Raw genomic sequence first — 504 nt, 5'->3', positions numbered from 1 at the left:
AGGGCGCGATCGGTCAGATCCGCTAGCGGGTTCGGGTTGTGGTGCTGGCGCGGCGTAGCCGCGCCGACCAGCACGGCGATCGATTGCACCGGGGCGCCATTGCGCCGCTGTGCTGCCTGGGTGGCCTTGGCAAGCTCGATTTCCTCTTGCGACACTCCCGACCGGCGCAGCTCGTGGATGGTCGCTTTAGGCATCTTGCGCTCCGACAGTTGACTACCAGTCAACTACAGTTGACCACCAATCAACTGTCAATCTCTTTCAGGTCCAGCGTGGCAAGGCTGAAACCACAGAAACGCTCCAGCGTATCCATGTATCCTAAGAACATAAGAAGCGCGGTCCCTTTCCCTTCTGCCCTGCCGGTCCGGTGGCACGGCCGCAGGCAGGGGAACAGGAAGGATCAAGGTGACCCCGCTATCCGATAAGATGCCCTGGGGCCGGTTTGCGGTGCTTGTGGGCTCGCCTCAAGGGGCGAGTGGGGGTTCGATCACAGGAGCCGGCACGCCC

The 504-nt window shown here is 62.5% G+C and carries 1 protein-coding gene; it reads right to left on the bottom strand.

The window, feature by feature from the left end:
- Positions 1-194 (bottom strand): hypothetical protein (locus CK240_RS18540; protein WP_205957949.1); only part of this gene is annotated, 194 nt, incomplete at its 3' end.
- Positions 195-504: the final 310 nt, after the last annotated feature.

The sequence above is a fragment of the Paracoccus salipaludis genome (assembly GCF_002287065.1).
GTDB classification, from domain to species: domain Bacteria; phylum Pseudomonadota; class Alphaproteobacteria; order Rhodobacterales; family Rhodobacteraceae; genus Paracoccus; species Paracoccus salipaludis.
This window is presented reverse-complemented; position numbering and strand designations above follow the sequence as displayed.